The organism is Mucilaginibacter sp. NFR10 (assembly GCF_900100445.1).
In the GTDB taxonomy this organism is placed as follows: Bacteria; Bacteroidota; Bacteroidia; order Sphingobacteriales; family Sphingobacteriaceae; genus Mucilaginibacter; species Mucilaginibacter rubeus.
In genome coordinates, this window is record NZ_FMTV01000003.1 from 166,468 (window position 1) to 191,504 (window position 25,037).

21 protein-coding genes are annotated in these 25,037 nt (G+C 44.1%); 12 read left to right on the forward strand and 9 right to left on the reverse strand.

Going from position 1 to position 25,037, the window contains the following annotated elements; all coding sequences use genetic code 11:
* Positions 1–73 precede the first annotated feature (73 nt).
* Complete coding sequence (locus BLP33_RS11745) at positions 74–2,296, reverse strand: RelA/SpoT family protein (protein ID WP_090529622.1); 2,223 nt, start codon at positions 2,294–2,296, stop codon at positions 74–76.
* A 109-nt stretch (positions 2,297–2,405) separates the two neighbouring features.
* On the opposite strand from BLP33_RS11745, the gene BLP33_RS11750 reads away from it, so the two are divergent.
* The 3 genes from BLP33_RS11750 to bshB1 are packed head-to-tail and all read left to right on the forward strand — an operon-like array spanning position 2,406 to position 4,270.
* Complete coding sequence (locus BLP33_RS11750; RefSeq protein WP_090528156.1) at positions 2,406–3,020, forward strand: DUF4294 domain-containing protein; 615 nt, start codon at positions 2,406–2,408, stop codon at positions 3,018–3,020.
* Positions 3,021–3,024: 4 nt separating this feature from the next.
* Complete coding sequence (locus BLP33_RS11755; RefSeq protein WP_090528159.1) at positions 3,025–3,531, forward strand: glutathione peroxidase; 507 nt, start codon at positions 3,025–3,027, stop codon at positions 3,529–3,531.
* A gap of 13 nt (positions 3,532–3,544) precedes the next feature.
* The gene (gene bshB1 / locus BLP33_RS11760; protein ID WP_090528162.1) at positions 3,545–4,270 is read left to right on the forward strand and encodes a bacillithiol biosynthesis deacetylase BshB1; all 726 of its coding nucleotides are present in this window, start codon (positions 3,545–3,547) and stop codon (positions 4,268–4,270) included.
* Between the two features lie 102 nt (positions 4,271–4,372).
* Here bshB1 and BLP33_RS11765 read toward each other — a convergent pair whose 3' ends face one another.
* Together BLP33_RS11765 and lat are read right to left on the reverse strand one after the other, a co-directional pair.
* Positions 4,373–4,810 carry a hypothetical protein gene (locus BLP33_RS11765; protein ID WP_090528165.1) on the reverse strand — a complete coding sequence of 146 codons (438 nt, stop codon included), beginning with the start codon at positions 4,808–4,810 and terminating at the stop codon, positions 4,373–4,375.
* Positions 4,811–5,034: 224 nt separating this feature from the next.
* Complete coding sequence (lat, locus tag BLP33_RS11770) at positions 5,035–6,366, reverse strand: L-lysine 6-transaminase (RefSeq protein ID WP_090528168.1); 1,332 nt, start codon at positions 6,364–6,366, stop codon at positions 5,035–5,037.
* 333 nt (positions 6,367–6,699) lie between these two features.
* Between lat and BLP33_RS11775 the strand changes: the two genes are divergently transcribed.
* Positions 6,700–8,724: a PAS domain S-box protein gene (locus BLP33_RS11775; protein ID WP_090528171.1), complete on the forward strand. Its 2,025-nt coding sequence runs from the start codon at positions 6,700–6,702 to the stop codon at positions 8,722–8,724.
* A gap of 141 nt (positions 8,725–8,865) precedes the next feature.
* Here BLP33_RS11775 and BLP33_RS11780 read toward each other — a convergent pair whose 3' ends face one another.
* On the reverse strand, positions 8,866–9,762 hold the full coding sequence (locus tag BLP33_RS11780) for a 1-aminocyclopropane-1-carboxylate deaminase/D-cysteine desulfhydrase (protein WP_090528174.1): 897 nt from the start codon (positions 9,760–9,762) through the stop codon (positions 8,866–8,868).
* A 75-nt stretch (positions 9,763–9,837) separates the two neighbouring features.
* Here BLP33_RS11780 and BLP33_RS11785 point away from each other — a divergent pair, with 75 nt between their 5' ends.
* The gene (locus BLP33_RS11785; protein ID WP_090528176.1) at positions 9,838–10,872 is read left to right on the forward strand and encodes an RluA family pseudouridine synthase; all 1,035 of its coding nucleotides are present in this window, start codon (positions 9,838–9,840) and stop codon (positions 10,870–10,872) included.
* 75 nt (positions 10,873–10,947) lie between these two features.
* Positions 10,948–11,784 carry an aminotransferase class IV gene (locus tag BLP33_RS11790; protein ID WP_090528179.1) on the forward strand — a complete coding sequence of 279 codons (837 nt, stop codon included), beginning with the start codon at positions 10,948–10,950 and terminating at the stop codon, positions 11,782–11,784.
* 117 nt (positions 11,785–11,901) lie between these two features.
* On the opposite strand, the gene BLP33_RS11795 is transcribed toward BLP33_RS11790, so the two are convergent.
* From BLP33_RS11795 to BLP33_RS11805, 3 genes are all read right to left on the reverse strand, one after another.
* Entirely contained in the window at positions 11,902–12,711 is an 810-nt protein-coding gene (locus BLP33_RS11795) for an N-acetylmuramoyl-L-alanine amidase family protein (RefSeq protein ID WP_090528184.1), read from the reverse strand.
* Complete coding sequence (locus tag BLP33_RS11800; protein ID WP_090528187.1) at positions 12,708–13,154, reverse strand: Fur family transcriptional regulator; 447 nt, start codon at positions 13,152–13,154, stop codon at positions 12,708–12,710. Before BLP33_RS11800 ends, BLP33_RS11795 begins: the two co-directional genes overlap by 4 nt.
* Positions 13,155–13,368: 214 nt before the next feature.
* Complete coding sequence (locus tag BLP33_RS11805) at positions 13,369–13,788, reverse strand: MerC domain-containing protein (RefSeq protein WP_090528190.1); 420 nt, start codon at positions 13,786–13,788, stop codon at positions 13,369–13,371.
* 145 nt (positions 13,789–13,933) lie between these two features.
* Here BLP33_RS11805 and BLP33_RS11810 point away from each other — a divergent pair, with 145 nt between their 5' ends.
* Entirely contained in the window at positions 13,934–14,572 is a 639-nt protein-coding gene (locus BLP33_RS11810) for a sphingomyelin synthase family protein (RefSeq protein ID WP_254780112.1), read from the forward strand.
* 19 nt (positions 14,573–14,591) lie between these two features.
* Here BLP33_RS11810 and BLP33_RS11815 read toward each other — a convergent pair whose 3' ends face one another.
* Positions 14,592–16,085, reverse strand: coding sequence for a gluconokinase (locus BLP33_RS11815; RefSeq protein WP_090528193.1), 1,494 nt, complete (start codon positions 16,083–16,085; stop codon positions 14,592–14,594).
* A gap of 328 nt (positions 16,086–16,413) precedes the next feature.
* Here BLP33_RS11815 and rhaT point away from each other — a divergent pair, with 328 nt between their 5' ends.
* From rhaT to BLP33_RS11840, 5 genes are all read left to right on the forward strand, one after another.
* A complete protein-coding gene (rhaT, locus tag BLP33_RS11820; RefSeq protein WP_090528196.1) occupies positions 16,414–17,550 on the forward strand; it encodes an L-rhamnose/proton symporter RhaT in 1,137 nt (378 codons plus the stop codon).
* Between the two features lie 33 nt (positions 17,551–17,583).
* On the forward strand, positions 17,584–19,704 hold the full coding sequence (locus BLP33_RS11825; protein ID WP_090528200.1) for a bifunctional aldolase/short-chain dehydrogenase: 2,121 nt from the start codon (positions 17,584–17,586) through the stop codon (positions 19,702–19,704).
* Positions 19,705–19,954: 250 nt separating this feature from the next.
* On the forward strand, positions 19,955–21,229 hold the full coding sequence (locus tag BLP33_RS11830) for a sugar isomerase (RefSeq protein ID WP_090528203.1): 1,275 nt from the start codon (positions 19,955–19,957) through the stop codon (positions 21,227–21,229).
* 4 nt (positions 21,230–21,233) lie between these two features.
* Positions 21,234–22,622 carry an FGGY-family carbohydrate kinase gene (locus BLP33_RS11835; RefSeq protein WP_090528206.1) on the forward strand — a complete coding sequence of 463 codons (1,389 nt, stop codon included), beginning with the start codon at positions 21,234–21,236 and terminating at the stop codon, positions 22,620–22,622.
* 69 nt (positions 22,623–22,691) lie between these two features.
* On the forward strand, positions 22,692–23,471 hold the full coding sequence (locus BLP33_RS11840; protein WP_090528209.1) for a polysaccharide deacetylase family protein: 780 nt from the start codon (positions 22,692–22,694) through the stop codon (positions 23,469–23,471).
* Between the two features lie 32 nt (positions 23,472–23,503).
* On the opposite strand, the gene BLP33_RS11845 is transcribed toward BLP33_RS11840, so the two are convergent.
* On the reverse strand, positions 23,504–24,355 hold the full coding sequence (locus BLP33_RS11845; protein ID WP_090528212.1) for an alpha/beta fold hydrolase: 852 nt from the start codon (positions 24,353–24,355) through the stop codon (positions 23,504–23,506).
* Between the last annotated feature and the right edge of the window lie 682 nt (positions 24,356–25,037).

Consider the following 25,037-nt stretch of genomic DNA (forward strand, 5'->3'; position numbering starts at 1 on the left):
TTCTGTCTTGCCTCATAATTCTTAATTTCCTGCTTCTTTCTTGCTTCTTGACTCTTGACTTCCTGCTTCTCTCCTAAGACGCTTTTTCTATCGCCGAATCAAAACGGTTAACTGCGGTTACGCCTTTTACTTGTTTTAGGTTTTTAATCAGGGTATCAAGGTGGCTGGTGTCGTTCACATACAACATCAGCGAGCCTTCAAATATACCATTATCACTATCAACTGTAATAGACCTGATATTTATTTTAAAATCATTTGATATTACGGTAGTGAGCTTGTTGATTAACCCAACCTCATCAATACCGGTAATGCGCAGGCCGGTAAGGAAGGCAAGCTCCTGCTGATTTGTCCAGCGGGCTTTTACTATCCTGTAGCCGTAGTTGGCCATAAGCTTGGCCGCATTAGGGCAATTGGTACGGTGGATCTTGATCCCGTCGCTCACGGTAACAAAACCAAAAACATCATCGCCGGGGATAGGGTTACAGCAATTGGCAAGCTTGTAATCAATCTTTTGCATATCCTCGCCAATGAGCAGGATATCACTGTCTTTGGCCTTGATATTTTTGATGAGGTTTTGAACCTGCTCCTGGTCAATTTTATCCTGCGGCTTATTGTCAATCACTTTTTCGGACGCCTGGTACTCTTTCAGGTCTTTCATATCAATAATGCCTTTGGCAACATTGTAAAAAAGATCCTGAGTGGCCTGCAGCTTAAAAAAGTAGCTGATCTTTTGCAGGTTTTCGGAGTTATAGGTGATCTTGAGCGATTTCATTTTACGCTCCAGGATCTCTTTACCGTCCTCGGCAATTTTGCGTTTCTCCTCTTTTAAAGCCGATTTGATTTTAGCCTTAGCTTTTGCGGTAACTACAAAATTAAGCCAGTCTTCCTTAGGGGTTTGCTTGCCTGAGGTAATGATCTCTACCTGGTCGCCGTTTTGGAGCTTGTAGCTTAGCGGCACCAGTTTATGATTTACTTTAGCACCGATACAGCTTGCACCTACATCGGTATGGATCTCGAAGGCAAAGTCGAGCGCCGTAGCATTCAATGGCAACTGGATCAGCGCTCCTTTTGGCGTAAAAATGAAGATCTCATCGCTGAAGAGGTTCATCTTAAAATCATCGATGAAGTCGAGCGCGTTGGTATCCGGGTTTTTGAGCATTTCGCGCACTTTGTGTACCCATTGGTCGAGCCCGCTGTCGGTGCTGGCTTCCTTGTATTTCCAATGCGCGGCAAAACCTTTTTCGGCAATCTCGTTCATGCGCTTGGTGCGGATCTGCACTTCAACCCACTGCCCCCGCGGGCCCATTACCGTGGTATGCAATGACTCATAACCGTTGGCCTTGGGCGATGAGATCCAGTCGCGCAACCTGTCCGGGTTTGGGCGGTATTGATCGGTTACTATAGAATAGGCTTTCCAGCAGTCGGCCTTTTCATGTTCAGGGGCGCTATCCAATATAATCCGGATGGCGAAAAGATCATATACCTCTTCAAAGGGTATCGATTTCTTTTTCATCTTATTCCAGATGGAGTGGATAGATTTCGGTCGCCCGAATATATCGGCCTCAAGCCCCTGGCTTTGTAATGATTTATTTATTGGCTCGATAAAATCACGGATAAAACGCTCGCGTTCGGCCTTTTTCTCGTTCAGTTTATTTTTGATGAACTGGTAGGTTTCACGCTCCATGTATTTCATGGAAAGGTCTTCCAGCTCAGATTTTATGGCATACAAGCCCAGGCGGTGTGCCAGGGGCGCGTACAGGTAAACCGTTTCTGACGATAACTTAAGCTGCTTATCCCTGGGCATAAACTCCATGGTACGCATGTTATGCAGCCTGTCGGCAAGCTTAATCAATATCACCCTCACGTCATCGGCAAGGGTAAGCAGCATTTTACGGAAGTTTTCGGCCTGCAATGAGCTGTTGGTATCAAATACACCTGATATTTTGGTAAGGCCGTCAATAATTTTGGCTACCTTTTTACCAAATTCCATCTCAATTTCATCAAGCGTCATGTTGGTATCTTCAACCACATCGTGCAGCAGGGCGCATACTATTGAGGTGGTACCCAGGCCAATTTCTTCGGCGGCTATCTGGGCAACGGCAATAGGGTGGTATATATAAGGTTCGCCGCTTTTACGGCGCATATCCTTATGGCTTTCAAGGGCCATATCAAATGCCTTGCGTATCATGCGTTTATCGCCCTTTTGCAGGGTTGATTTACAGGCACGCAACAAAGCACGGTATCTTTTTAGTATCTCGTTCTTCTCGGCTTCCAGGTCTATCACTAAGTCTTTCATGTACGGGGTATTAGCGGTATTCAATCATAAACATGCAGCAAATAAATATTATTGCAGGTATTAGTAAAATACCAAAAAAAATTACATTATTTTTGTATTAAGTAAAAATATGAAATTTATTGGTTTTACGCTGCTGTTATATTGCTTAATGGGTGCTGCAAAGGCCCAAACAGCTACGCCTGCACCCGTAACTCTTGGCAAAAATGATACCATCAAAACAGCGATGACCAACCTTGATGGTGAGCTTGTACCATGGATAGTTGAGCCGGAGGTTAGAATTGTAGATACCCGTATTTTTGCGAGCGAGGCCGACAGGCTAAACTACCGCCGTTTGCGTTATAATGTAATGAAAGTACTGCCCTACGCACGTTTTGCAGGGCAAAGGTACCGCCAGTTACAGCGCGACCTTGCCGTTACTGCCGACAGGAAAAAACAAAAAGAACTGGTAAGCACCTGCGAGGGTGAAATAAAAAACCTGTTCAATAAAGAAATAAAAAACCTGACAATTAGTCAGGGAGAGGTTTTAATTAAGCTTATTGACCGCGAAACCGGGCAAACCAGCTTTGCTATGGTTAAAGAATTAAAAGGCGGCTTTAAGGCTTTCATGTTCCAGTCGGTAGCCAGCATATTTGGTCATAATCTCAAAGAAACCTACGACCCTGAAGAACAGAAGGATATCGAAGCCATATTAAACCAGGCCGGATATAATTCATACAGCAATTAGTTTAATGGATAACAAAAGCATTTACCAGTTTAACGTTAAAAAGTTAAACGGTGAAGAGATCAGTCTTTCCGAATATAAAAACAAGGTTCTTTTAATTGTAAACACGGCATCGCAATGCGGCTTTACACCTCAGCTAAAAGAATTGGCAGCTTTAAAAACTCAGCTTGCCGGCAAGGATTTTGAAATCCTTGCATTCCCTTCAAATGATTTTGGCGGCCAGGAACCTTTAGATGGCGAAGCTATTGCTGTTTTTTGTGAAGCCAATGGAGCAAATTATCCCATATTTGAAAAAATAAGGGTGCGTGGCCCATATGCCGACCCTCTGTACCAATTTTTTGCCGATAAAAAGGAGAATGGAAATGTACGGTCGGTTCCGCGCTGGAATTTTCATAAATTCTTGATTGATAAGAATGGGTATGTAGTTGATTTTTACTACCCTTTCACCAAACCAAACTCCTCAAAAATCAGGCGAAAGATTGACCGCCTGCTGACAGCGGCATTTAACCAATGAATTACTTTTGCGCATGCTTAAATTAGATATATTAGTTTTATCGGTACATCCTGATGATGCTGAATTAGGTTGCTCAGGTACAATTTTAAAACATATTGCCCTTGGCTATAAAGTTGGTATTGTTGACCTTACCCGCGGCGAGTTGGGCACCCGCGGCTCGGCCGAGATCCGTAAACAAGAAGCCGCCGCCGCCGCTGAAATATTAGGTTTAGCCGTACGTGAAAACCTTGGCCTGCCCGATGCCTTTTTTGAAAATACCCGCGAACACCAGGTAAAGGTTATTGAAGCCATCCGCAAATTTCGTCCTTCCATCGTAATAACCAATGCTTACCATGACCGCCATCCCGATCATGGCCGGGCAAATGAACTTGTTGAAGCCTCGGCATTTTTAGCGGGCCTTCGCAAAATAGAAACATTTGATATTGATGGCTCACCACAAGAGGCCTGGCGGCCAGACATGGTGCTGCATTTTATACAGGATAATTATATTACTCCTGATATATTAATTGATGTAACCGAACATTGGGATAAAAAGATAGAGAGTATTAATGCCTACGGATCGCAGTTTTATAACCCAAGCTGGGAAGGTGAACCTCAAACCTATATTTCGACATCTAATTTTATTGAGATAGTAACCGGCCGGGCACGCGAGTTTGGCAAAAGTATCCAGGTAAAATATGCCGAGGGCTTTACAAGCAGAAAAATTTTAGGGGTAGATAATTTATTTAACCTTAAATAATATTTATATTTAACTATAAGTTATATATAATAAATTTCACCCCAAATAAACAGGGAGCCTGAAAATCAGGCTCCCTGTTTATTTTAGCAAGTATGATGATACTTATGCTTTAATATATTCAAAGCGATTGTTTTCATTGCTCCGCTCCCTTCTGAGCTTATTTTCATTAGCTAATTTTAAGAGGATCCCTGAAAGTTCAGATGTTTTAAAATCAGAATCATACTGTTCTTTACAGTAATTGGCAATTGATGAAATAGACCGCTGACTATCAAAGAAATCTGTATTTAGCAATTGATTAAGTATTTTGGTAGCGCCGGGCTTTTTACGTCCTGAAACACCTCCGCCTTCATCTTCAACGCGTAATTTCCTTACTTTTTTACCAAACATTTCAACACCCTCGGCATCTACTTTCTCCGATTCGATCATAACTTCCAGTAAACGGTCAATTATTCGAACCTGCACAGCTTCAGATTTGAATGAGTTTACAACCTCGGCAACTTCAACCAGTTGTTTCTTTAATTTCTCTATGTGTTTGCTCATGGTGCTTGAAATAGAACTACGTTACTTTAATAGGGTTGCAACAAATCTAATCGGAATAATAACAAAAAATATAGCGTATTTTGGAAAAAAAGTAGCGTATATTAATATCTTTCCATTTTTGCAAATAATAGATGTCGATTTTACCTTATTAAATATTAGTTAATTTCATCCGTTTCATGAGCGGATTTAGCTGTAGCCGGGATTAATTTTCTTTATTTACTGTATTATAAAGTGACCGAAAGTTGTTCAAGCATATCAAGGCCTGTATCAATGTGGCTTTTCTCAATGATCAGCGCGGGGCGGAAACGCACGCTCCTTTCGCCGCAGCCAAGGTACATAATATTATTTTCAAAACCTTTTTTAATAAAGCTGTCCCTTATTGCTTTGTCCGGAAAATCAAAAGCTGTAAGCAATCCTTTTCCCCTTACATTACTTACAACCGGATGTCTTTCGGCAATTTCGCTCAAGCCGTTTTGCAGGTACTCTCCCATCAGTGCTGCATTATCACAAAGGTTATCCTCCTCAATAATCTCCATTATTTTCGACGAGCGCACCATATCAACCAAACTACCGCCCCAGGTTGAGTTGATACGCGATGATACTTTAAACACGTTATCTTCAACCTCATCAATGCGCCTGCCGGCCAATATGCCGCAAACCTGCATCTTCTTGCCAAAAGCTATGATATCCGGGCGCGCCTTTTCACCAAAATGCTCATGACACCAGAATTTTCCGGTTAAACCAACACCTGTTTGCACCTCATCATATACCAGCAATGCCTCGTACTCATCGGCAAGCTCACGCAGTTTTTCCAAAAACTCCTTGCGTACATGGTTATCGCCTCCTTCTGATTGCACAGGTTCAATTATTATGGCGCATATATCATCCTTATTATCTTCAAATGCTTTCCTGATTTGTGCCACCGATAATTGCTCCCTCTTTAACAGGTCTTCATGATTGGCGTCGCTATAAGGGAAATTCATATAAGGTACAGATACCCGGGGCCAGTCAAACTTGGCAAACCACTTAGTTTTATTGGGCAAGGTATTGGTGAGGCTCAGGGTATAACCAGAACGACCGTGAAATGCATGCTCAAAATGCAATACTTTAAAGCCTTTTTCTTTAGTATAGCCCCTGGCAAAGTTTTTTTGTACTTTCCAGTCCATAGCTACTTTCAGTGCGTTTTCAATAGCCAGTGCGCCACCCGCAATAAAAAAAGCGTGCGGCAGGTATTCGGGGATCCCTATCCTGTCAAACGTTTCAACAAACTGGGCGTATTGCGTTGTATAGATATCTGAATTTGACGGGTTGGTTAAAGCCGCAAGCATGAGGTTTTTCTTAAACTCCTCGTCGTTCAGCATTTTGGGATGGTTATAGCCCAAAGGCACCGAAGCAAAGCAGGTAAAAAAGTCAAGCAGCGTACGATTATATTTTGCATCATAAATATAAACACCCTTACTTTTTTCCATATCAAAAGTGAGGTCGAATCCATCGGCCAGTACATGCTTTTGAAGCGATGCCTGGACATCCTGCGGAGAAACAAGTAGGTTGTACATATTAATTTGGTTTATTACAAATTTAGTAAAAACCGCCTAAAATCAAAATTTAAGCGGTTTTTGAACCGATTGACAAAAAAGTAACTTTAAATTGTTTAAAGTTACTTTTTGTACCAAACTCAAAACCGGTACACCTGCTTCAACCACCGTATTCATAAAAAAACGCAGCCGAAATTTGCATTTTCCGCCCGTTTAACAATCAAATTCCTCCATCTGCGAACCTGAATTGTAACGGGATAGTTTAATAAAATTTCTTTTTAATTAATTTAACATAGATTGATTATTTTAATATTAAATTAGTGGCAGATACAACCAAAGGGGATATTTATAACCATGGGAGAAGAACCATTATCTGCCAGCCACTCAAAACCGGTCCCAAAAGTAACATTTAACAATAGTGCCGACTGGGACTTGTTTGAAGACCTGCCCGTTGCAGTTTATACCTGCGATAAAGAGGGTTATATAACCTCTTTTAACAAAGCGGCGGTAAAGCTTTGGGGCAAAACGCCTGAAGTTAATAAAGACAAGTGGTATGTAAACTGGGAGATATTTACCTCCGACGGTATACTGTTAGCTCCCGATGAAACACCAACGGGTAAAGTATTAAAATATGGCAAAGCTATAAAGCAGCAGGAAATACTTATTAAACGTCCCAATGGAAGTGTAAGCTATATATTATCCAACCCTAAGCCCCGTTTCAATGAAAAGGGCGAACTGGCAGGCGCCGCCAATACCCTGATAGATATTACCGAAAAAAAAAATGCCGAGTCAAAGCAAGGGATGCTGGCCTCTATCATTGAATCATCAGAAGATGCTATTGTAAGTAAAAACCTTGATGGTATAATTACCAGCTGGAACGGCGCGGCCCAACGTTTATTTGGTTATACCGAAGATGAGATCATAGGCAAACACATCACGGTTTTGATACCGGAAGACCGTTATGATGAGGAAGAAATGATCATTAATAAAATACGGGCTAACGAACGGATAGAACATTTTGAAACCATACGTAAAACAAAAAGCGGCGAGGAAATACAAATTTCGCTTACCATATCTCCCATCAGAAACAACAGCAATAAGGTAATAGGGGCTTCAAAAATAATCCGCGATATAGGCAGGCAAAAAAAATCAGAAGAAAGATTACAACAGTATGCCGAACGCCTGGAGATTTTAAACTCCATAGGACAGGTTATTTCGGCCGAGTTGGATATTCAAAATATCCTGCAAAAAGTTACCGATGCCACCACCCAGTTGTGCGGCGCACAGTTTGGCGCTTTTTTTCACAACCAGGTTAACGAGCAGGGCGAATCATATATGCTATTCACGCTTTCGGGCGCGCCGCGTGAGGCATTTGAAAAATTTGGCATGCCACGTAATACGGCAGTCTTTCACCCTACTTTCAGTGGTGAGGGAACGGTAAGGGTTGATGATATAACCAAAGACCCACGCTACGGAAAAAATGCACCACATTTTGGCCAACCTAAAGGGCACCTGCCGGTGGTAAGCTACCTCGCTGTTCCGGTAAGGGGCAAATCGGGCGAGGTGATTGGCGGGTTATTTTTTGGACACGAACAACCGGCCAGGTTTACCAGGGAGCACGAGCAACTTGTTTTGGCTGTTGCCGCCCAGGCCGCGGTAGCACTTGATAACGCCAAGCTTTATGAAAATATTAAAGAGCTTAATGAAAAAAAGGATGAGTTTATAGGGCTTGCAAGCCATGAGCTAAAAACACCGGTCACCAGTTTAAAGGGTTACCTGCAAATCATTGCCCGTAACCTCCCCCCGGATGATAAAAGCAAAGTACTGGCCAACAGAGCATTGGAACAGGTGGGCAAATTAACCACCCTGATATCGGATTTGCTTGATGTTACCAAAATCCAGACCGGTAAACTGCCTTTTACTTATGCCGATTTTGATGTGATCAAACTGCTTACCGAATTGAGGGAGATCCTGCAACAAACCGGTCCCTCCCATCAGCTCCTTTTAAATTTACCTGCCGGAGAATTAATTATCCATGCTGATAGCCAGCGTATTGAGCAGGTTGTCATTAACCTGGTAACCAATGCCGTTAAATATTCGCCAAAGGCAGATAAAGTGATCATCGAAGCCCTTGTTATCAACAACAAATTCAGGGTATCGGTACAGGATTTTGGTATCGGCATCCAGCCCGATCAACTGGAACGGGTGTTTTCACGTTTTTACCGCGTTGAGAACCTCGCCTCTCACATGTCGGGGTTAGGAATTGGCCTGTACATTTGCCAGGAAATTGTTAACCGTCACCAGGGCAGGCTTTGGGTTGAAAGCACTTACGGCGAAGGGTCAACCTTCCATTTTGAGATCCCGATAAACACGAATTGAAATTTATGCACGAATGCTTAGCGTATTATTGAGCAATTAGAACGAATTACACGAATTAGTTGGTTCGTGTAAATTCAGACGCATTTGTGAAATTAGTGCTATTTAATTCCAATTCGCGAAAATTCGACCTCATTCGTGTAATTAGTGTTGATTAAACTTTTCTTTCATCCCCAATAATCCCCAAATGCCCCCGCTATGAATAGCCAGGATTTTACTGCCGGGTTTAAAATGCCCTTTGCTTATTAAATCATACAGTGCATACATCATTTTACCGGTGTATACAGGTTCTATCAATATCCCTGTTGTTGCTACAAATTGTTTAATGAAACTGATAAGCTCGTCATTCGCTTTGCCATAGCCTCCAAAGTGGTAATCGGTATGTATGTTATAATCTGCCAGGGCCGTTAAGAACCGGCCTATCTCCTCTTTAATAAAACCACTATTTTTAAATACCGGCACCGCGTTGAACTTTGTTTTTAGCTGATGATCATTTAATCCGTTAATGATACCTGCCGCTGTTGTACCTGTACCGCAGGCACAAAAGATATGGTCATAGCTTTCTGTTAACTCGTTAACCAGTTCGCTGCAGCCTTTGGCCCCTTGGGCTGATGCACCGCCTTCGTCAATAAAAAAAGCCTGTTCATCATTGCCAAAATACTGATTGAACAGGGCCGGTTTATCACGATAGCTGTCGCGATCGGTAAACCGCAGTTCCATACCATGCAGGCGGCATAAAAACAAGGTATCGTTATCAACCTTCTCGCCGCGAACTATGCCGGTAGCTTTAAAACCAAACTTTGCGGCAGCCGCGGCTGTGGCCATCAGGTGGTTGGAGTAAGCGCCGCCAAAAGTTACGAGGTGTGTTTTTTGTGCAGTTTGCGCCTGTTTCAGTAAATATTTAAGCTTACGCCATTTATTGCCCGATATCATGGGGTGGATCAGGTCATCGCGCTTAATGAAAACTTTAACGCCGTAGTCATCAAACAGGGGGTTACTGATTTGCTGTACCGGGCTAAAAATTTCAAGCTCAATGTTCATAAAATAATACGGCGTTAATGCTATTGCAATATTACGTTTAACCTACCATAAAAAACGATTACTTTTGCGCCTCAAATGGCACACGAACCCGAACTTATTGAGCAGGAAGAACAGGACTTGTACGAACACTTACGCGTAGTGGTTGACAAGGGCCAGTCGCTTTTGCGGATTGATAAATTTTTGATGCACCGCGTGGAGAATGCTTCGCGCAACCGCATTCAAAATGCCATTGAGCTTGGCAATGTGCTGGTGAACGATAAAACCATCAAATCGAGCTATAAGGTAAAGCCGCTTGATATAATTTCGGTAGTGCTGCCGCACCCGCCGCGCGATACGGAAGTATATCCCGAAAACATCCCCATCAATATTATTTATGAAGATGATGATGTATTGGTGGTTGATAAGGAAGCCGGTATGGTGGTTCACCCCGGCTATAACAATTACACGGGCACGTTGGTGAATGCGCTGGTTTACCATTTTCAGCAATTGCCAACCCTGCCGGGCAACGACGGCAGGCCGGGGCTGGTGCATCGCATTGACAAGGATACTTCAGGCCTGCTGCTTATCAGCAAAAATGAACGTGCCATGAACTGGCTGGCTAAGCAGTTTTTTGAGCATACCATCACCCGTAAATATATAGCGCTTGCCTGGGGCGATTTACCTGAAGATGGCACCGTTACCGGCTATATTGGCCGCAGTGTGGCCGACAGGCGGGTAATGTCGATATATGATGATCCTGAAAAAGGAAAATGGTCTGTAACGCATTATAAAGTTTTAGAGCGAATGGGTTACGTTACTCTGATTGAGTGCCAGCTGGAAACCGGCCGTACCCATCAGATCAGGGCGCATATGAAGCATATCGGTCACCCCCTGTTTAGCGACGCCACTTACGGCGGTGATAAAATTTTAAAGGGCACCATGTTCAGCAAGTACAAACAGTTTGTTGAAAATTGTTTTGAGCTGATGCCACGGCAAGCCCTGCATGCACAAACACTGGGCTTTTTACATCCTACATTAAAAAAGCAGGTGCATTTTGAATCGCCGCTGCCGGCTGATTTTGAGGCCGTACTTGCAAAATGGCGAAAGTACAGCGATACAGATACGAAATAACAGACGTTAGATAGAAGAGCAACAATACCCGGTAATTATTAACAACACGATCAAATTATAACATCTATCCGTCCTATGATGCCCGTATTCATCAATTTTAACGGCGAATATCTCCCCCAAAACACACCATTGCTTACCATTGGTAACAGGGGCTTTAAATATGGCGACGGCCTGTTTGAAAGCATGCGACTAATGAAAGGGAAACTGAAATTTGCCGAACTGCATGCCAACCGCCTTCAGCGGGGCATGAAAGCCCTTAAAATTGATGGTTATTCGCAAATGGATACCTGGTTCCTGAACGAAATAGTTAATGAGCTTGCCCGCAGGAATAAAGTTAAACATGGCAGGCTGCGCCTGACAGTTTACCGCGATGCCGAAGGCTTGTATACCCCTACTCAAAATAAAATGGGTTATTGCCTGGAACTAACCCCATCCGAAGAGCCCAGGTATTTTTTGAATGAGAAGGGCCTGATCATGGATGTGTTTACGGAACTGCCTAAACCGTCCAACTATCTGTCGAACATTAAAACATGCAACTCGCTTATTTATGTAATGGCGGGTTTGTACAAAACTCAAAACAAGCTGGATGATGTTTTTCTGTTGAACCAAAGCGGTAACTTATGCGAAGCCAGCAGTTCCAATATTTTCATCAATTATCAAAACCACTTATATACGCCGGCGCTAAGCGAGGGCTGCGTTGAAGGTGTAATGCGCCAGGTAGTGATCAAATTGGCAAAAGAAAACAACATTGATATCACCGAAGCCCAGATCAACCCTGATATTTTATACGAGGCCGATGAAGTATTTTTAACCAACGCCACCCGCGGTATCCAAACCGTTATGGGTTTTGGGGTAAGGCGCTATTTTAATCAGTACAGCAAGGTACTGATGGATGAGTTGAATAAACTGTAATTTTTAATAAGAGCGTCGTTTCAACGTACAGCGAGGGGCAAAGCGCCGGATTGAGGAGAAAATCCTATAGCCCATGTAACGGAAGGTTGGGCTTTCAGCTTTAGGCATTTAGCTTTTTTATGCCCCTATTGCCTTCCTGTAATTCCGAAGTGCCCTGATGATCGTCATTACAATTTCGTGCTGCCCTTCGTCCGAGTTAAGGTACTCCTCCTCTTCGGAGTTATTAATGAAACCGGTTTCAATCAATACCGCAGGCATAGCGCTATGGGCCAGCACCAATACTCCCTGTTCTTTCACACCATTACTTTCGCGGCCGTCAACGCCGGTAAACTCATCGTCAAGCAGGTCGCCAAAACGGATACTTTGCTTGCGGTATTTTTGAATATAAGCATTCAGTACGATCAGGTTTGAAGGATCGCTTTCATCATAGCTCTCATAGTTCTGTTTGTAATCCTTTTCCTGGAAAATAGAAGCATTTTCGCGTACGGCCTCTTCCTGCTCCTTAAGGCGGTGGAAACCGTATACCAGCATCAGCACACCTTTTTGCTTGTGTGCACGTGCGGCAGTGCCCTCGGGTGATGAATTGCAGTGAATGGAAATAAACAGGTTGCCATGGTTTTGATTAGCAATAGCCGAGCGCTGGTTTAGCGGGATAAAGGTATCATCGGTACGGGTAAGGATAGCGTTAACATCGGTAATGGCCGTATCAAGCGCTGCCTTGAGCTTCAGGGCTATTGACAGGGTCACATTTTTCTCAAACGAATGTGAACCACGCGCCCCGGCATCCTTGCCGCCATGCCCGGCGTCAATAACAACCGTTTTAAACCTAAAAGTTGTAACAGCAGGTATAGTATCTTTTTGCTGCGCGAATGAATTTTGAAACAGGAACACCAGGATGATCATCCCGGACAAAGCGATGTATTTCATTTTTTGACCGCCTTTTTACTGCACCTGGGGCATAAGCCATGAGCATACAGGGTAAAGCCATGCGACTCAAAGCCCGCTGGAAGATCTATCGCGGGCAGGTTCATATCATTAAGGCAATATACATTTTTGCACTGGGTACAATTAAAATGCAGGTGCTCGTCATGGTGGTCATGCTCATTACAACTTGATGAGCAAAGGGCATAATTTGCCGTACCGTTTAAATCAAATACCTTATGGATGATCCCTTTTTCTTCAAAAGCATTAAGGATCCGGTAAAGGGTAACCCTGTCGATATCATGCATCAGGTTCTCCAGGTCGGGCTGCGAGGTAGCCGAATGCCTTGACGACATCATAGATAAAACCCGCAGCCTGGGCGCGGTTTTTTTCAGGTGATGCTTATCAAGCAGGTGCTCAAAATGATGTATATCGCGGGTTTGTGTCATGTATTAATCGGGTAATAATTATAAGGCCGCTAATTTAATAATGGTACGTATAATATACGCCATTAGTTGCCGGCTTTTATAACGGTATTTTTTATCAGCTTAGTATGATGGTTTGATACAGCCGGGGCACTATGCTTTTCATGATTACAAGCCGGACTCAAAAAGCAGTTGAACAGTAAAAACGCATAAAAGAATTTCCTGTGGCGCTTATCCATTACTCAACCTTTTTAAGTTTATATGTTTTATGATCATGATTGCAGGCACCGGTATACCTATAATTTACATAATGCGCGGCGGCTATCAGCAAGCCTCCAACAGGAATTATCATAGCCTCGGTTTTTCCTGTTATTGTAAACGCGTGCCCTCCCATTATGATAACAAAACCTGATACAAGCATAAATAGTGGAACTGAACGGCGATGCGTACGCCGGTAGGATAGGCCTATAGAATACACTCCTATAACCAAAGCGAAAATGATCATCCCCCACTCTACCCAGGCGTTAGCCAAAAAACCAAGGCCCACCAAGGGCAAACTCGTAAACAGCAAAGGCACTACTGCACAATGGATAGCACAAAGCGTTGAAGCGGTGATACCAATATTATCCAGCCGGGGCGAAAGCTTTTGAAAATCCATGCCGCAAATATAAACAAGTTAATGCAACACAATTGCATTTGTTTTCACTATCCATATTTGAGTTTATTAAATTAACAAATACCTGACAATTACTTAATATTAATCAGCAAACTGTATTTTTGCAGGCTTTCTAAAAAAACACAGATTGAATTTAGCCTCCATTTATCATATAAAACAGCTTTGGCAGAGCGCCTACGATACCCGGGCCAGCAGGCTCAAGTTACTGGGTGCCACTATAGTCATAGTCATCATCATTAACCTGTTACCATCTTTTTTTAAGTATATCGAAAAAAGACGGGACGGGGTTGTACTTAATGATTGGGTATTGGCCCATTTACCCTCTTACGATTTCTCAGTCCCGATTTTTATACTCATCTGGAGCATGGGCCTACTCATGATGTGGCGGGCGCTTTATAACCCGAGGGTATGTATCACTTATATCTGGACACTGAATTTTGTATGTATTGCCCGGTTTATCACTATCGGCCTGGTCAAGCTCAATCCGCCAATGGGCCTTGTCCCGCTTATTGACCCAAGCACAAGCGTTTTTTACGGGCATACGTTTATCACCAAAGACCTGTTTTTTTCGGGCCATACAGCAACCATGGTGCTCGTGTACCTGCACCTGCAAAAGCGCACAGATAAACTGATCGCATTAATTTGCGCGATAGTATTGGTTGTATTACTGTTGATACAGCATATTCATTACACTATTGATGTAGTGGCCGCACCATTTTTTGTATATGGTTGCTGGAGATTGGTTAAGTGGCTGGGGCTGGAATGATAACTTTTTTAATCCGTCTTCACTCCCATCCATCCACCAAATGCATGCTGTCCTTTAAAGCACCATACAGCTTTTTAAACACCGGGAACATTTTGCTGTATACTTCATGATTTTTAGTATTTGGTTCGATAAAATCCTGCTGTTCAACACGGGTAAGCGCGCCATAACTTTCAGGATATAATACCCGTGCAGCGAGATAAATAGCGCCGAGCGCCGATGAATCTTCAGACTGAAGCACTGCAAGTCTTTTCCCGGTGATATCTGCCAGTACCTGTGTCCATATTGCTGAGCTGGTAAAACCACCACTGATATTGGCTTGTGTAATCCCGCCCGATGCATCTTCCAATGTTTTAAGCACATCATTCAGCGCAAAGCAAATGCCTTCAAGCCCCGCACGTAAAAAGTGCGACCGGGTATGGGCCGGCTTGATATTAAAAAATGTACCGCTGGCTTTGGTATCCCAAAGCGGAGCGCGTTCGCCGTACAGGTAGGGTAAAAATATAAGTCCGTTGCTGCCGGCAGGTATGGTTGCTATCTCATTAAATAAAGCGTCATAATCAGCAACGGTAAGGTTATCCTTTTGCAAAAAGTTTTTGAGCAGCCAGTTTACCGCTATACCTCCGTTATTTACTGCTCCGCCGCATACATAAGTTTGCTCATCAAGCAGGTAATTAAAAACCATGGCTTCGTAATTGTAAACCGGTTTCGGGCTGGTAATGCGCACCGCGCCACTGGTGCCTATAGTAAGCGCCGCTACATCCGGGCCGGTAGTGTGGCTGCCTAAATTAGCACATGCCCCATCACTTGCCCCTATAACAAACGGGGTACCGGCATTTATCCCGGTTAATGCAGCTACTTCGGGCCTGATATTGTTACGGTAATAAGTGGTATTAACCGGGATGGATAATTTTGAAGCAGTAATACCGGTGAGTGTAAGAGCCTCATCATTCCATTCTTTGGTTACTATATTAAATAATCCTGCAGCCGACGCAATGGAATAATCAACCTCAAAAACACCAAAAAACCTGAACCAGATAAACTCCTTTATCGAAATGAATTTATGGGTGGCTTCAAAGATCTTACTTTGATTATCACGCAGCCACAGCAACTTATTTAAGGGCGACATGGCATGGATCGCAGTGCCGCAGTTATGATAAAGGCGTTCACCTTTTTCCGTTGCACGCAATGCCTGCGCGATGCTCTCGCTCCGCGCATCTGCCCAGGTCATCATAGGCAGCAGCGCTTCGCCATGCTCATCAACCGGAATAATACTATGCATGGCGCTACTCAGGCTCACGGCCTGCGGGGCGGCGCCCAATTTGGCAGTAATACCCGCAAGGCATTTTACAAAAGCATCCCAAATCAACAGCGGGTCCTGTTCGCTGTAACCGGGCTCGGGGCTACTAATGGGGTAATGATTGGATACTGTACCTAATGGTTCGCCCGTTAAACTTACCGCTACGGCCTTTGTACTGCCGGTGCCAATATCAATACCTAAAATATATGCCTGCATAGAGATGTATTTGATTGCCAAAATAATAAAGAGAACCGGGATTTGGGGGGATTTTTAGGATTATGGGATTTCTTTAACAGTTTAACATAAAATCAGCTCATCAAAATTCTGTCTATTCCAGCAAATCCCAAAAACCCCGGTTCAGACAAAAATCCTGTCTATTCCATAGATCCACCTCAAATCCCCGTTCAGACAAATTCCTGTCTATTCCATAGATCCACCTCAAATCCCCGTTCAGACAAATTCCTTCACATCCATGACAGCAAAGGACAGTTCCGGCATTTAAATTATCTACATTAGCCTTACCAATATAAACCAATCAGAGAATATGCAAGTAATTTTAGGGGTCATCTTCCATTTTATCGGTGGCTTTGCTTCGGGGAGCTTTTACATCCCCTACAAAAAAATAAAAGGCTGGGCCTGGGAAAGCTACTGGATAGTAGGCGGCATTTTTTCATGGCTCATTGTACCACCGCTGGCAGCATGGCTTACTATTCCCGGCTTTGCCGATATTATAAGCCATACAGATACAGCTACCCTTGGCTGGACGTACCTTATGGGACTGCTGTGGGGCATTGGCGGTTTAACATATGGATTAGGGGTACGTTACTTGGGAGTATCGCTGGGTAGCACCATTATACTGGGCTTATGCTCGGTTTTTGGGTCGATAATTCCGTCGGTGTATTATGACCTTTTCCCGAAAGAGGGAAAAGATACTTTTACGCTGATGCTGCACAGCGAATGGGGGCAGATGGTTTTATTGGGCATTGTGCTTTGTGTAGTGGGCATTATTATATGCGGTAAAGCAGGTATGATGAAAGAGAAAGAACTCTCGGCCGATAAAACCATAGCCCAGGAGAATAAAGATTACCGCTTTGGTTTAGGTATACTGGTGGCGGTAGTTTCGGGGATCCTGAGCGCTTGTTTCAACTTCGGTATTGAAGCCGGGAAACCAATGGCGGATACCGCTAACCAGATCTGGCAGGCGGCGCATCCTGGACAAGGTAACTTCCTGTTTTCAAACAACGTAACCTATATTATTATACTATGGGGTGGCTTAACCACTAACTTTATATGGTGTATGGTGCTAAATGCCCGCAACAAAACGTTTGATAATTATACCGATAAAAAAACACCGCTGCTTAAAAACTACCTGTTTGCGGCACTGGCCGGCACAACCTGGTTTTTACAGTTCTTTTTTTACGGTATGGGCGAAAGCAAAATGGGTAATGGCGCCAGCTCCTGGATCCTGCACATGGCTTTCATTATCCTGATAGCTAATACGTGGGGCCTGGTACTTAAAGAGTGGAAAGGCGTAAGTAAAAAAGCATTCGCAACGGTAATAGCCGGTATAGCAGTAATTGTAATATCGGTACTGGTTGTGGGATATGGAAATAAGATAAAACCCGAAAAACCAACGGTAAAAGCCGAACTAAATAAGCCAACGATAAAAACAAATCAATAATTCATTAACTCAATAATTCAACAATTAAAATATATGTCGTCGAAAACAACTGAATTTAAACACGTAAGCTATTTGTGGGATGAAGCAAAAGCCGCCGAACTGGCTGGCGATGAAGTAGCCCTGCTCATATACCGCTCCAACCTTTTGGGTGCCGATTTGCGCCTTACCAACTATGGTGGCGGTAACACCTCATGCAAGTTGATGAGTAAAGACCCGCTTACCGGCAATGATGTTGAGGTAATGTGGATCAAAGGCTCGGGCGGTGACATTGGTACGCTGAAAAAGAGCGGCTTGGCTGCCCTTTATGTTGATCGCCTTCGTAGCCTGAAAAACATTTATCGCGGGGTTGAATTTGAAGATGAAATGGTGGAATTATTTAACCACTGCATCTACGATCTTAACTCAAAAGCACCATCTATTGATACGCCGCTTCACGGCTTCCTGCCATTCAAACACATCGATCACCTGCACCCTGATGCTGCCATCGCCATCGCGGCAGCAAAAGATGGTAAAAAAATAACCCAGGAGCTTTTTAACGGTACCATCGGCTGGGTTGAATGGAAAAAACCAGGCTTTGAACTCGGCCTGCAATTAAAACAATGTTTGGATGAAAATCCGGGCATCCGTGGTATAATGCTGGGCTCGCATGGTTTATTCACCTGGGGCGATACGGCTTACGAAAGCTATATGAACACGCTTGAGGTTATTGAGCGCTGTGCCGAATATCTTGAAGAAAACTACGGAAAAAAAGGCCCTGTTTTCGGTGGTCAAAAAATTGAAAGCCTGGACGAGACCGGCCGTAAAAAACAAGCCGCTGCCCTTGCCCCGGTATTGCGCGGCTTTTGCTCAAGCTACAGGCACATGGTTGGTCATTTTACTGATGATGCCCGTGTATTGGAATTTATCAACTCAAATGATCTTGACCGCCTGGCTCCATTGGGTACCAGTTGCCCCGATCACTTCCTGCGTACAAAGATCAGTCCTCTGGTGCTTGACCTTGCACCGGGCGAAGACCTGAGCGATGTTACCGCGTTAAAAGCACGTTTGGCTCCTGCATTTGAAGCCTACCGCCAAATGTATACCGACTATTACAACACCCGCAAACATGATAACAGCCCGGCTATCAGGGATACCAACCCGGTGATCATCCTGTATCCGGGCGTAGGTTTGTTCTCTTTTTCGAAAGATAAACAGACTGCCCGTGTTGCTGCCGAGTTTTATACCAACGCCATCAACGTAATGAAAGGTGCTGAGGCTATCTCAGAATATACTTCCCTCCCACGCCAGGAAGCGTTTGATATTGAGTACTGGTTATTGGAAGAAGCCAAACTACAGCGTATGCCTAAACCAAAAGCCTTATCAGGTAAAATCGCTCTGATCACCGGCAGTGCTGGTGGTATAGGTAAAGCTATCGCCAAAAAATTTGTTGATGAAGGCGCTGTAGTTATTCTGAATGACATGAACGCCGAGCGTTTGGAAGGTGCAGGTGAAGAGTTCAAAAAACAATACGGCAAAGATTCATACACCACAGCCGTACTTGACGTAACCAAAGCCGACCAGATCAACGAGGCGCTTGAAATTGCTGCTTTAGCTTTCGGCGGTGTGGATATAGTGGTAAATAATGCCGGTTTATCTATCTCTAAATCAATTGCCGACCATACCGAAAAAGACTGGGATTTATTGTATGACGTACTGGTTAAAGGCCAGTTCTTCATTACCCAGGCGGCAGTCGCTGTGATGAAAAAACAAGACATTGGCGGCGACATTATCAACATTGTAAGCAAAAACGCCCTGGTTAGCGGACCAAACAATGCCGGTTACGGTTCGGCAAAATCTGCCCAGCTACACCTGAGCAGACTGAACGCGGCCGAGCTTGGCACCGATAAAATCCGTGTGAACGTAGTTAACCCGGATGCCGTAATCAGCGACAGCAACATTTGGGCCGGCGGATGGGCCGAAGGCCGTGCTAAAGCTTACGGCGTTACCGTGGACGAACTACCGGCTTACTACGCGAAACGTACATTATTGAACGAGGTAATTTTACCTGCCGATATTGCTAATGCCTGCTTCGCCTTTACCGGCGGCCTGCTCAACAAATCAACCGGTAACGTGTTGAATGTTGATGGCGGCGTGGCGATGGCGTTTGTGAGATAGTTAGTTCATGGTTGATAGATCATGCTTCATGGTCATCGCTTAAGATAAATTAAGAAGCGTTGGGTTGCGCGATTCCCTCCCTTGGGAGGGTGTAGGGAGGGGTTTCTTCGATAAGCTTATTAATTAAGCAAGGCGTATAACCCCTCCCTGCCAATGCACAGCCCTACGCGCCCCTCCCGAAGGAGGGAACAAAATAAACTTAGCAAGTTTAAGCGTCCACGCTTGAACTTGCTTTAAACCAATACCAATTATGCAGTTAGAAAAATATAAAATTGATGAAGCCAATCATCAGCAACTAAAAGATCATCAGCGCAAATTTGATTTTGTTGCCGGTGATGTAAAAAACCTGGATACTATCCTGCAAAAACTGATTGATTTTAATATTGCCATACCAAGCTGGGCTTTGGGTACGGGTGGTACCCGTTTCGGCAGGTTTTCGGGCGGTGGTGAGCCGCGTAGCCTGGAAGAAAAAATTGAAGACGTGGGCTTGATCCACGCGCTTAACCGTAGCAGCAACTCTATTTCGCTGCACATTCCCTGGGATATCCCATCCAATGCCTCAGCTATCAAAGCCCATGCGGCACAATTGGGTTTGCATTTTGACGCGGTTAACTCAAATACCTTCCAGGATCAGCCAAACCAGGAATTGAGCTACAAATTTGGCTCATTGCACCATGTAGATAAAGCGGTACGTAAACAAGCTGTTGCCCACAATATTGAGGTGATCAAATACGGCGTTGAGCTTGATTCCAAAGCATTATCGGTTTGGCTGTCGGACGGATCAAATTTCCCCGGTCAGTTGAACATGCGCGGCGCGTTTGAACGCACTTTAGAAAGCTTACAGGAAATTTATGAGGCACTGCCTGACGACTGGAAAGTTTGGGTTGAGTATAAACCTTATGAGCCTAACTTCTACTCAACCACTATTGGCGATTGGGGGCAATCATACCTGTTATCATCAAAACTGGGACAAAAAGCACAAACATTAGTTGATCTTGGTCACCATTTACAAGGGGCAAACATAGAGCAAATAGTTTCATTACTGCTGATGGAAGGCAAACTGGCCGGCTTCCACTTTAATGATTCAAAATATGGTGATGATGACCTTACCGTTGGCAGTATCAATCCATATCAGTTGTTCCTGATCTTTAACGAACTGGTTGAAGGTATGGACGCCCGCGGCATGACACACGCCACTTCTATAGGCTGGATGATCGATGCTTCACACAATGTAAAAGATCCGATTGAAGACCTGTTACAATCAGTAGAAGCCATTAAGATAGCCTATGCACAGGCATTGTTAGTAGATACTCCAGCATTGGTACAGGCCCAACAGGATAATGATGTAGTACTTGCCCAGGAAATATTGCAGCAGGCTTACCGCACCGACGTCCGTTCGTTATTGGCCGAAGCACGCTTAAGAGCAGGCGGCGCGTTAAACCCGCTGGCTGTTTACAGGCAGCAAACTATCAGGCAGCAACTGATAAACGAAAGAGGAGCTAAAGCAGTATCAACCGGATTGTAAGTCTATGGAGCCGATACCTGTTATAGCCGTTTTTGATGTGGGTAAAACCAACAAGAAGCTGTTCCTGTTCGATGAGAACTACAAAATAGTTTTTGAACGGACAGCCCGTTTTTTGGAAACCCACGACGAAGATGGCGACGCATGTGAAAACCTCGACAGCCTCAGGTTATCGGTGTTTGATTCATTGCGGGAAATTTTTAAGCATAAAGAGTTTGATCTTAAAGCGGTCAACTTTTCAACTTATGGCGCCAGCTTTGTTTATGTTGATGAACACGGCAAGCCGCTTACCCCACTGTATAATTACCTCAAACCATATCCGCCTGAACTGAGCAGGCAGTTTTATGAAAACTATGGCGATGAAGCCAGGTTTGCTTTAGAAACCGCCTCGCCGGTTTTGGGCAACCTTAATTCGGGATTGCAGTTATACAGGCTTAAATATCAACAGCCCGAAGTGTTTAAGCGGATAAAGTATGCCTTACACCTACCCCAATATATGAGCTATCTTATCAGCGGGCAAATGGTGAGCGACCTTACCAGCATTGGCTGCCATACCGCTCTTTGGGATTTTGCTAAGAACACCTATCACAACTGGCTCAACGATGAAGAGATCCTGCCCAAAATGGCGCCTCTTCATCCCGCAGATAGTGTGCTTCCGGCCGAATTTCCGGGCAGCACTTACAAGGTTGGTATTGGGTTGCATGATAGTTCGGCAGCGCTCATCCCTTACCTCGTGAGCTTTAATATGCCCTTTGTGCTGATCTCTACGGGTACCTGGTCTATCAGCCTGAACCCTTTTAACCAAACACCGCTTACAGCTGATGAGCTGAAGCATGATTGTCTTAACTACCTGCAATATAAAGGCAGCCCGGTAAAAGCCTCACGTTTGTTTACGGGTTATGAATATGAGCAGCAGGTAAAAAGAATAGCCGCCCACTTTAACCAGGACGAGATCAGGTATCGTGCCATAAATTATGATCCTGCAATTGCAGCCCGGTTAAATAATCAGCCGTCACTACAGGCAAATGAAAATGAAGGCCAGTTACAGAAATCGGCATTTGAGCAACGCGACTTAAACAGTTTTGCCGATGATGTTAAAGCTTACCACCAACTCATGATTGATATTATTGCCCAGCAAACCATATCAACCAATTATGTTTTAAACGGCTGTACGGTAAAGCGCATTTTTGTAGATGGCGGCTTTAGTAAAAACAGCGTTTTCATGCACCTGCTGGCGCTGGCCTTCCCTCATTTGGAAGTTTACGCCGCGTCGATGGCACAGGCAACTGCCGTAGGTACAGCATTGGCTATTCATCATGCCTGGAATACCAAAACACTGCCGCATGACCTGATCGAGCTGAAATATTATTCGGGGGTGCAGAGCGAGGTATGTTAAAATTATGAAGAGATCCGGTTATCCAACCGGATTTTTTTATTTTAGGCCAATTAATCCAAAGCCCCCGTCATGAAAAAATTAGCGCTGTTTCTGTTATTGCTCAACTTTTTATTTGTTGCCAACGCTCAACAAGCCAAACGCAAAAAAGCCATCATTGTGCTTACATATGATGACGGGCTAACTTCGCAGCTAAACACAGCCATTCCGCAACTGGATTCGGCACATCTTACCGCCACCTTTTTTTTAACCGGAAACATGACCGAAGCTTCGTTACCCCGCTGGCGCCAGGCAGGTAAAAAAGGTTACGAACTCGCTAACCATACTTTGTACCATCCGTGCCTGCTAAATGTAAAAACTAATCCTGCCGACAATTCGGCCAATTATACCCCATATATCATGGTGCGCGAAATAAAGGAAATGAACACCCTGCTTTTTGCCCTTGATGGTAAAACCGGCGGCCGCACTTATGCCTACCCCTGCACTGAACTTGAAGTTGGCGGCGTGAACTATGTTGATACCCTGCGTAAAGCAGGCCTCGCAAAATACGCCCGTATAGGCGGCGGGCCGGATGCTGTGATCACTGATTTTAAAAACCTCGACCCGTTAAAAGTGCCCTCATGGGGCGTAACAGGCAACCCGGTAACCGGCGATGCCCTGATAGATTTTGTAAAGAAAGTACAACAAAGCGGTGGACTGGGCATCTTCATGTTTCACGGCGTGGGCGGCGATTATTTGGTTACACCCGCAGATGCGCACAGGAAGCTGTTAGCATATTTAAAGGCACACCGAAACGAAATTGAAGTGACAACTTTTATGAAAGCCATGGATGAGGTGATGGCAGCCAAATAGTTTTATAAAAGCTTAAAGCATTTTATGTAAAATTAAGCTATCAGGCTAACGAGATCTGATATAACAAGCTCATCTTTAATAATGCGTTCATGACCGGGGCCCTGGTATACTTTGGTTTCAACTTCGGGATGAGCGATAAGGAAGTTTTCCAGGAATGCGAAGGGTGCAATTTTATCTTCCGGGTCATAGGCTAACCAATGCTTCCCGACCAGGCCGGCAGGATATAAATTATGAAGTGTAAAATCCGAAGCCTCCATATCAAACAATGCCTCAAAATCAGTAAAGAATTGATCCTGTAAACCCGGGGCTACATCGGCCGCGTTCAGGCTGGCTATAAAATTCTCTTTCAGATTAATCAGCGGGGCAATGCTGATGAGCAAGGCAGGCTGAATAGCCGTTTCCTTAATAGCAATGGCATTGGCCATTCCCCCTAACGAGTGACCGATGAGCACATCGGGCGCCCCAAAGGTTTTGATTACCGTTGCCGCAGCTTTGGCGAAGAGCAGGAGGTTTGACAGCTCTCCTTCCGAGCTGCCGTTACCCGGTGCATCAAAAGCTATTACCTGCACATCATCAACACTTTTTAAAGCCGTAATGAGCTCGGCAAAGTCGGCGGCTTTTGAGCCCCAGCCGTGGGTGATAAGTATTTTGCGTTTCCCCTCTCCCCAGGTAAAACCGTTGAACTTTAAAGTAGATTTGGCAAAATGAGGATCATCTATTTCAAGTGTAAAAGGTTTGGCTTCATCAAGCAAAAGTTGCTGCTGCAGGCGGACCGGCATTTTAGGCGAATAACAGATCAATTGCCATAGCAAGTTAACCGTACCAGGCGCTTCGGCGCCATTAAGAGATTTTACCTGGTTAAATACCGTTTTTAACTTTTTCATAAGCGAGGCAGGATTTCGCCGGCAAAATAAGCAAAAGCGCCTTTAAAATATACCAATAGGTATTTTATTTACATTGTCCCGACGAAGTCCTGCATTCCAATTGTAACAAAACGCATGTCCCAAATTTTTGATTCCCCATAAAAATTTAAAAATCCTGCCGGCGTTCTTTTTTGGAAAAACGGGGGTGTTCCAAATTCTGAATGTAAAAACGCGGAACACCTTTTTTATGAAACACGTTGATATTCAATATTTTAACATTTACGTGAAACATTATTAAAATACTGATAATCAACACTTAAAACTATAAAGAGTTTAAAACGCGTTTTTTTGAAAGGTTAAAATTGGTAGCATTTAAAAGTGTAATTTTGCCGATTTTTTAGCGTTTTTTTGAGAAAAAACCCAATGGAGGCTTTATCTGTCTGGCATACTGACAATGTGGCGACACCATTTTTATGCTCTGTTTTTCCGATAGTTTTTTGCGCCCGGATACGCAGGAATTTCTTGCCTGTGGCGGGGAGCGTGGACGCTCCTTCCCTGGCAAGGTTCAGGCGTGGATGCCATAACCGTTAATCTAAGGGATTAATTTAACGTAAGCGCTTTAAAATCCCCTCTTGAGAGGGGGCGCAGTAGGAAAAAGCGGGAGCAGGGATGTGTTATACAAGCGATAAGCCGCACGTAGAAT

Coding starts and splice junctions, on each gene's coding strand:
- BLP33_RS11750 (WP_090528156.1), top strand. CDS start 2,406: ATGAAATTTATTGGTTTTACGCTGCTGTTATATTGCTTAATGGGTGCT.
- BLP33_RS11785 (WP_090528176.1), top strand. CDS start 9,838: ATGGCACACGAACCCGAACTTATTGAGCAGGAAGAACAGGACTTGTAC.
- lat (WP_090528168.1), bottom strand. CDS start 6,366: ATGTACAACCTACTTGTTTCTCCGCAGGATGTCCAGGCATCGCTTCAA.
- rhaT (WP_090528196.1), top strand. CDS start 16,414: ATGCAAGTAATTTTAGGGGTCATCTTCCATTTTATCGGTGGCTTTGCT.
- BLP33_RS11765 (WP_090528165.1), bottom strand. CDS start 4,810: ATGAGCAAACACATAGAGAAATTAAAGAAACAACTGGTTGAAGTTGCC.
- BLP33_RS11830 (WP_090528203.1), top strand. CDS start 19,955: ATGCAGTTAGAAAAATATAAAATTGATGAAGCCAATCATCAGCAACTA.
- BLP33_RS11775 (WP_090528171.1), top strand. CDS start 6,700: ATGGGAGAAGAACCATTATCTGCCAGCCACTCAAAACCGGTCCCAAAA.
- BLP33_RS11795 (WP_090528184.1), bottom strand. CDS start 12,711: ATGAAATACATCGCTTTGTCCGGGATGATCATCCTGGTGTTCCTGTTT.
- BLP33_RS11840 (WP_090528209.1), top strand. CDS start 22,692: ATGAAAAAATTAGCGCTGTTTCTGTTATTGCTCAACTTTTTATTTGTT.
- BLP33_RS11805 (WP_090528190.1), bottom strand. CDS start 13,788: ATGGATTTTCAAAAGCTTTCGCCCCGGCTGGATAATATTGGTATCACC.
- BLP33_RS11835 (WP_090528206.1), top strand. CDS start 21,234: ATGGAGCCGATACCTGTTATAGCCGTTTTTGATGTGGGTAAAACCAAC.
- BLP33_RS11845 (WP_090528212.1), bottom strand. CDS start 24,355: ATGAAAAAGTTAAAAACGGTATTTAACCAGGTAAAATCTCTTAATGGC.
- BLP33_RS11755 (WP_090528159.1), top strand. CDS start 3,025: ATGGATAACAAAAGCATTTACCAGTTTAACGTTAAAAAGTTAAACGGT.
- bshB1 (WP_090528162.1), top strand. CDS start 3,545: ATGCTTAAATTAGATATATTAGTTTTATCGGTACATCCTGATGATGCT.
- BLP33_RS11790 (WP_090528179.1), top strand. CDS start 10,948: ATGATGCCCGTATTCATCAATTTTAACGGCGAATATCTCCCCCAAAAC.
- BLP33_RS11815 (WP_090528193.1), bottom strand. CDS start 16,085: ATGCAGGCATATATTTTAGGTATTGATATTGGCACCGGCAGTACAAAG.
- BLP33_RS11800 (WP_090528187.1), bottom strand. CDS start 13,154: ATGACACAAACCCGCGATATACATCATTTTGAGCACCTGCTTGATAAG.
- BLP33_RS11825 (WP_090528200.1), top strand. CDS start 17,584: ATGTCGTCGAAAACAACTGAATTTAAACACGTAAGCTATTTGTGGGAT.
- BLP33_RS11745 (WP_090529622.1), bottom strand. CDS start 2,296: ATGAAAGACTTAGTGATAGACCTGGAAGCCGAGAAGAACGAGATACTA.
- BLP33_RS11780 (WP_090528174.1), bottom strand. CDS start 9,762: ATGAACATTGAGCTTGAAATTTTTAGCCCGGTACAGCAAATCAGTAAC.